Source organism: Herbaspirillum sp. B65 (assembly GCF_000333555.1).
GTDB classification, from domain to species: Bacteria; Pseudomonadota; Gammaproteobacteria; order Burkholderiales; family Burkholderiaceae_D; genus Herbaspirillum; species Herbaspirillum rubrisubalbicans.
Map to the genome: position 1 here is coordinate 1 of NZ_BADI01000689.1, position 6,970 is coordinate 6,970.

A 6,970-nucleotide genomic window follows, 5' to 3' on the forward strand; every position below is an offset into this window, starting at 1 on the left:
CGCTGTAATATCCATACAGCAAAGCGTGTTGCGATGTGAATATTACCGGTATTCAGAACGCACAAAAAAAGGAGCTCTCGGGCTCCTTTTTTTACGCCTGCAGCCAGGCTGCGCGACAGCGCGGCGCTCAGGTGACGTTCAGGCCGCCTTCTTGCGCTCGGCAAAAAACACCCGCAGACGGGCCACGGCTTCCTGCAGCTTTTCCATCGACGTGGCATAGGACAGGCGGATATAGCGGCGCGCCGTGAAGGGACCGAAATCCAGCCCCGGCACCAGCACCACGCCAGCTTCATTGAGCATGTCCAGGCTCAGCTGGTCGGCATCATCGCACAGGGCGCTGCAATCGGCATACACATAGAAGGCGCCATCCGGCACCACCGGCACGCTGAAGCCCAGGCTTTCCAGCGCCGGCACGATGTAGTCGCGACGACGCTTGAACTCGGCCTTGCGCGCTTCATAGACGGCCATGGTCTCGGGCGTGAAGCAGGCCACGGCGGCGTGCTGGGCAATCGAGGAAGCACAGATCAACAGGTTCTGCGCCAGCTTCTCGACCTGCGGCACCAAGGCCGGGGGCAACACCAGCCAGCCCAGGCGCCAGCCGGTCATGTTGAAATACTTAGAGAAGCTGTTGATGACCACCACATCCTCGCCCAGCGACAGCGCCGAGAACGGTGCGCCTTCATAGGACAAGCCCTGGTAGATCTCATCGACGATGGTAAAGCCGCCACGCTGGCGCACTTCACCGAGGATGGCACGCAATTCGTCGGCGGCGATGGAGGTACCGGTGGGATTGGAGGGCGAGGCCAGCAGCACGCCGCGCGTGCGCTCACCCCAATGCTCGCGCACCATCTGCGCCGATAGCTGGAAGCGATGTTCCGGGCCGCTGGCGATGAGCTTGGCGCGGCCCTCGAAGGCCGCCACGAAATGGCGGTTGCAGGGATAGCTGGGGTCGGGCATCAACACTTCGCTGTCGCGCTCGACCAGCGCCGCACAGGCCAGCAGCAAGGCTGCCGACGCGCCAGCAGTGATGACGATACGCTCAGGCGCGATCTCCAGGCCATAGACACTGCGGTAATGGTTCGAGATAGCCTGGCGCAATGCCGGCAAGCCGGTGGCCGAGGTGTATTGCATCTTGCCCTCGGCCATGGCGCGGGTGGCGGCCTCGACCACGGCCGGCGGCGCCGTGAAATCGGGTTCGCCGATCCCCATGTGGATCAGGTCGCGTCCCTGCTGGGCCAGGATGTCGGCCTTCTTGGACAATTCCATCACATGGAAGGGAGCGATGTGCTGCAAACGTGAAGCCAGTTGATTCAGGTTCATGCGCTAATTCCGGACAACAGGGGACAACGAAGAATGGCGGCGCTCGGGAGCCTCACCACAAAAGCGATCAATACTCGCTGCAAGCGCGCTTACGACGACCGGCCGCTTCCACTTCAGTGGCACGGGTCTGGGCCGCGAAACGGTCCAGCACGCCATTGACGTACTTGTGACCATCGATGCCGCCGAACGACTTGGTCAGTTCCACGGCTTCGTTGATGACCACCTTGTAGGGGATCTCGATGTGGTTCTGCAGCTCGTAGGCGCCGATCAGCAAGGCGGCGTGTTCCACCGGCGAGAGTTCCTTGATGGGACGATCGATCAGCGGCGAGAGGCCGGCACGCAGCTTCTCGGCGTCACGGATGGCGCCGGTAAGCAGGGTATCGAAGTGCTCGGCGTCGGCCTTGTCGAAACCGTGGGCTTGGCGGATGTGGGCTTCGATAGCGCCCGCGTCCTCGTGGTTGAGCAGCCACTGGTACAAGCCCTGCAACGCGAACTCGCGGGCGCGGTGACGCGGGGTGCGGTTCTTGTTCGAATTGGCGTGTTGAGTTTTGTTCGACATGATGATTGCGGCCGGGGGCCTTGGATAACTAANACAAATGAATGCGAGTGCCGGCACCAGGCCAGCAGTGCGGCTGCGGGACGCGTGTCCCGCAGCGCCTATGAATTATTCTTCTTCGGTGGCCTGACCGAGTTCTTCCAGCACGATGGACAGGTTGGCCATTTCCACGGCCACGCGGGCGGCGTCGGCACCCTTCTCGGCCATGCGCACTTCGGCCTGTTCATCGTTCTCGGTGGTGAGCACGGCGTTGGCGATGGGCAAGCCGAAGTCCAGGCCGATGCGGGTGATGCCGGCGCCGGATTCGTTGGAAACCAGCTCGAAGTGATAGGTCTCGCCACGAATGACCGCACCCAGCGCGATCAGGGCGTCGAACTGTTCGGTCTCGGCCATCTTCTGCAGCGCCAGCGGGATTTCCAGCGCGCCCGGCACGGTCACGTGCAGGATATCTTCATCGGCCACGCCGAGGTGCTTCAGTTCGGCCAGGCAGGCGGCCAGCAGGCCATGGCAGACGTCTTCATTGAAGCGCGCCTGGACGATACCGATGCGCAAGCTTTCGCCATTGAGGTCTGGGTCATAGGTTCCGATGGTCATGGCTGTTCCTTCTTGATAGGTTGACTTGCGTAATTGCTTGATTCGTCGGGTCGCGCTCAGACGCCGTCACGGGCCTGGTAACCGGTGACTTCCAGCTGGAAGCCGGTCATCGAAGGCATTTTGCGCGGGCTGGCCAAGAGCTTCATCTTGCATACCCCCAGGTCTTTCAGGATCTGGGCGCCGATGCCGTAGGTGCGCAGGTCCATGCGGTCGGCACGGGCGGGCTTGGCAGCGGCGGGCGTGCCGACCTTGTTCAACGCACCGAACTGGTCGAACATCTGCTGCGCCGATTCCTCGCAGTTGAGCAGCACGATCACACCGGACTCGGCGGCCTGCACCGCCTGCATGGCTGCGGCCAGGTTCCAGGAGTGGGTGGTCACGCCCGCTTCCAGCAGGTCCAGGATCGACACCGGCTGGTGCACGCGCACCAGGGTCTCGCGGCCCGGCTGGATGTCGCCGCGCACCAGCGCCAGGTGCGCGCCACCGGAGGGCGTATCGCGATAGGCGATGGCCTTGAAGCTGCCATGGGCGGTCTGCATCTCGCGCTCGGCCACGCGTTCGATGATGCTCTCGTTGCGGCTACGGTAATGGATCAGGTCGGCGATGGTACCGATCTTCAGCTTGTGCTTCTGGGCGAACTCCAGCAGGTCCGGCAGACGGGCCATGGTGCCGTCGTCCTTGAGGATCTCGCAGATCACGGACGCCGGGGTCAGGCCGGCCATGGCGGTCAGGTCGCACCCAGCCTCGGTATGGCCGGCGCGCATGAGCACCCCACCCTTCTGCGCACGCAGCGGGAAGATGTGGCCCGGCTGCACCAGGTCGGACGGCTTGGCGCCCTTGGAGGCGGCCACCTGGATGGTGCGCGCGCGGTCGGCGGCGGAAATGCCGGTGGTCACACCTTCGGCGGCTTCGATGGAGACGGTGAAATTGGTGCCGTAAGCCGTGCCGTTGCGGGTGGCCATGAGCGGCAGGTCGAGCTGGTCGACATGTTCTTCGGTCAGGGTCAGGCAAACCAGGCCACGCGCATGGGTGACCATGAAGTTGATGGCTTCGGGCGTGACGAAATCGGTGGCCAGGACCAGGTCACCCTCGTTTTCGCGGTCTTCTTCATCGACCAGGATCACCATGCGACCCGCACGGAGTTCGGCGACGATTTCTTCGGTTGTAGCAAGTGGCATATTCGCGCTCTTTTCCCAATTGGAACCCGCTATTTTAAAGGATTGCGGGCCTCTCCCGCTGGGCAATTACGCCGCCTGTGCGGCCTGGGTACGTTGCAGCGCTTCCAGCAACAGTGCCGGATCGCCCAGCGCCAGCCGCTTGGAGTCCGACAGGGTCTGACGGAAGGCACGCGCACCGGGCATCCCGGCCAGCAGGCCCAGCATATGGCGGGTGATGCTGTTCAGGCGCAAGCCACGGCCATTGTCGCCATGCAACTCCAGCTGGCGCTTGATATAGGGCAACATGGCTGCAATCACCTCGGCCCGGCTGGGCTGGCGGCCGCCCTCCAGGTCGCCGTAGTAGCGGGCATCGAAGCTGGCCATCAGATAGGGGTTGTGATATGCCTCGCGCCCCAGCATGACGCCATCGACGTGCTGCAGGTGTTCATCGATCTCGGGCAGGGTCTTGATGCCGCCGTTGATGAGGATTTCCAGTTGCGGGAAATCCTTCTTCAGCTGATAGGCATAGTGGTATTTCAGCGGCGGAATCTCGCGGTTTTCCTTGGGGCTCAAGCCCTTGAGGATGGCATTGCGGGCATGGACGATGAAGGTCTGGCAACCCGCCTCGGCAATCTGGCCCACGAAGTCGCGCACGAAGTCATAGGATTGCACGTCATCGATGCCGATGCGGTGTTTCACGGTCACGGCTATGGATACTGCATCACGCATGGCCTTGACACAATCGGCCACCAGCGTCGGCTCGCCCATCAGGCAGGCACCGAAGGCACCCTTCTGGACGCGCTCGGAGGGGCAACCGCAGTTCAGGTTGATCTCGTCATAGCCCCACTGCTCACCCAGCTTGGCGCTATGGGCCAGGTCGGCCGGCTCGCTGCCGCCCAGTTGCAGGGCCACCGGGTGCTCCTGCTCATCGAAATCGAGGTGGCGCGGCACATCGCCATGCAGCAGCGCACCGGTGGTGACCATCTCGGTGTAGAGCCAGGTGTGACGCGTGATCTGGCGATGGAAGACGCGGCAGTGGCGGTCGGTCCAGTCCATCATGGGGGCGACCGAAATCGTTCGAGCCGGCAAACTCGGGCTAGTTCCAGCACTGACGCGGCTTTCCGCCGCCTTATTGACCACTTCACACTTCACGATATTTCACGAAAATAAATGGTTTATCATTCGCCATTGGACAAAAATTGGACAAAAAACAGATGGCGACATTCCAGAAAATTGGCAAGCGTTGGCGTGCGAGGATTCGGAGGAAGGGATTTCCCGCGCAGAGCGAGATGTTCGACACAAAGGCGCAGGCACAAGATTGGGCTTCGCGGCAGGAAGCCGACATGCGGGCGCTCAAATTTCAGGACGTCCGTATCATAGCAGACAAGACCCTCAGCGCCGCTATTGACCGCTATGTAGAGGAGCAGACCCAGGTTAAACCGTTGGGCAAAAACAAAAAGGCAGTATTGGCAACTTTGAAACGTTACCTCGGCAAGCTGACCATGCCGGAGCTGACAGGGGACGCACTGATCGATTACGTAAAGGAACGAAAGGGTGCCGGTGCAGGCGGCGTTACGATTGCCATTGACCTGACATATCTAAGCAGCATCCTGAAGGCAGCAAAGAACATCTGGCGCTGGCCGGTCAATCTGGACGCAATCGCCCAAGCGCGAGCCTATATGGATCACATCGGCTTGTCGACCAGGTCAAAAGAGCGCACCAGGCGGCCAACGAAGATAGAGCTGGGGAACATCAGCACTTGGTTTGCGGTTAAGGTCCGGCAAAAGGTACCCATGTCCGATCTTATTGCATTCGCAGTCGACACCGCCATGCGCTTGAGCGAGATCATCAACCTTAGATGGGCCGACCTGAACGAACAGGATCGGACCATCATAATCAGAAATCGAAAGCACCCTCGCACTAAGATTGGGAACGATCAAGAGGTGCCACTTCTAGGCGACGCCTTCGCGATCATCAAGCGGCAACCAAAGATTGACAAGGAAGAACGGATTTTCCCCGTCACGGAGGGGACGGTAAGCAGCCTCTTTCCACGTGCTTGCAAATCACTGGGGATCGAAGATTTAAGGTTTCACGACTTGAGGCATGAGGGAGTATCACGCCTCTTTGAGCAGGGTTACAGCATTGAGCAGGTCGCTCTGGTATCTGGGCACAGGGATTGGAAAATGCTCGCGAGATATACGCAGATCCGAGCCAAAGATTTACATCGTAGCCCACCCTTGGGATGAGGATGACGACAGAGCGAATCTTAATTACCCTCAGCAACGCCGTCTGTTGATTTGCTCGCAGAATTGACCCTTTCCATTTGACCCACCTTCCATTGCATCCCAAAGGCTGCCACACGGTCGTACGACCCTTCATATCCCAGCTCCCTCAAGTCCAGGAACATCTGTTTCAGGGTTCGTCTCTGCTTGCGCAATTTGACCGCCTCGGCGCTGAGCCAGGCTGAAAGTCGAGGCACGAATTCATCTAGGGCACTGGATGACCGCCTGGATGGGCAGGATGGCTCGATCGCTCCGGATCGGATATAGCGACGAACCGTGTTTCGAGAGATGTCCAACCGTGAAAAAAGCGTCCTAAGTGCGTCAAAATGCGTCAGATTTGACGTACGTCTGTTAGGCGGCCGTGCTAGACCGGACATGCCCCGGCGGGCGACGCAAATTTGAGTCAAAACCGACCTATTTAGCGGGCAGGCGCGGGGTGGGGGCAACCGCGCGCGCCGGGCTAAAAAAGACAAAATAATTGCATTTATTGCAATTTCTCCAGGCTTCCTCCTGCCATTCACGCGCAGCCTCTGAAGGCATAGGAACCATCAGGGCGGCGTTCCCGCGCGTTAGGAAAATTTCTGTTTCCGCCCGTCAGAGCGGGGGTAGCAGTGCGCCATGTGCAAGCTAGCGAGGAAATGATGAGCCGCTCGTTCATCACCATTGAAGACAAGCCTTACCATTATTGGCCAGAGGGCTAATGCAGCGTTAGGCAACTGATCTATGCCGCCTCTTGAGGGCACGCGATGGTTGGGAAGTGCTTGCGCGGATCATCAATTGTCATATGCGGGAATTTCTGTACGGGCATGTGTCGCGCGGTGGCAAGTCGAAGGAGGTAGAGTCTGCGTTGAAGCAAGCGCCGAGTGCGAGTTATCGCCAGGAATTTGAACCATTCAATTTCCCCGATCAGTCGGGAGGTAACCCGTAATGGTTGATCCTCTTTGTATTGGGCATCTGCCGCCGATCAGGCAGCTTGGCCTCGAGCGCATCGAACTAAACCTTGTGATCTGTTAGAACGTCGCCATCTGGCCGGGCCTGTACATATTTTTGTGTAAACGGAC

At 60.0% G+C, this 6,970-nt stretch carries 6 protein-coding genes; 1 reads left to right on the forward strand and 5 read right to left on the reverse strand.

Annotation, left to right across the window (positions count from 1 at the left end; translation table 11 throughout):
* Positions 1–138: 138 nt before the first annotated feature.
* The 5 genes from I5W_RS16405 to dusA all read right to left on the reverse strand — a co-directional run bounded on the left by I5W_RS16405 (position 139) and on the right by dusA (position 4,716).
* Positions 139–1,320 (reverse strand): pyridoxal phosphate-dependent aminotransferase, encoded by a 1,182-nt coding sequence (locus I5W_RS16405; RefSeq protein WP_044530027.1) that lies wholly within the window; start codon positions 1,318–1,320, stop codon positions 139–141.
* Positions 1,321–1,387: 67 nt separating this feature from the next.
* A complete protein-coding gene (gene nusB / locus I5W_RS16410) occupies positions 1,388–1,879 on the reverse strand; it encodes a transcription antitermination factor NusB (RefSeq protein WP_044530028.1) in 492 nt (163 codons plus the stop codon).
* A 105-nt stretch (positions 1,880–1,984) separates the two neighbouring features.
* On the reverse strand, positions 1,985–2,470 hold the full coding sequence (gene ribH / locus I5W_RS16415) for a 6,7-dimethyl-8-ribityllumazine synthase (protein WP_017452181.1): 486 nt from the start codon (positions 2,468–2,470) through the stop codon (positions 1,985–1,987).
* 56 nt (positions 2,471–2,526) lie between these two features.
* Entirely contained in the window at positions 2,527–3,648 is a 1,122-nt protein-coding gene (ribBA, locus tag I5W_RS32535) for a bifunctional 3,4-dihydroxy-2-butanone-4-phosphate synthase/GTP cyclohydrolase II (protein ID WP_044530029.1), read from the reverse strand.
* Positions 3,649–3,714: 66 nt separating this feature from the next.
* Positions 3,715–4,716, reverse strand: a complete 1,002-nt coding sequence (dusA, locus tag I5W_RS32540; RefSeq protein ID WP_256380786.1) for a tRNA dihydrouridine(20/20a) synthase DusA — start codon at positions 4,714–4,716, stop codon at positions 3,715–3,717.
* A 110-nt stretch (positions 4,717–4,826) separates the two neighbouring features.
* Between dusA and I5W_RS16430 the strand changes: the two genes are divergently transcribed.
* On the forward strand, positions 4,827–5,873 hold the full coding sequence (locus I5W_RS16430) for a site-specific integrase (RefSeq protein WP_229297110.1): 1,047 nt from the start codon (positions 4,827–4,829) through the stop codon (positions 5,871–5,873).
* Positions 5,874–6,970: the final 1,097 nt, after the last annotated feature.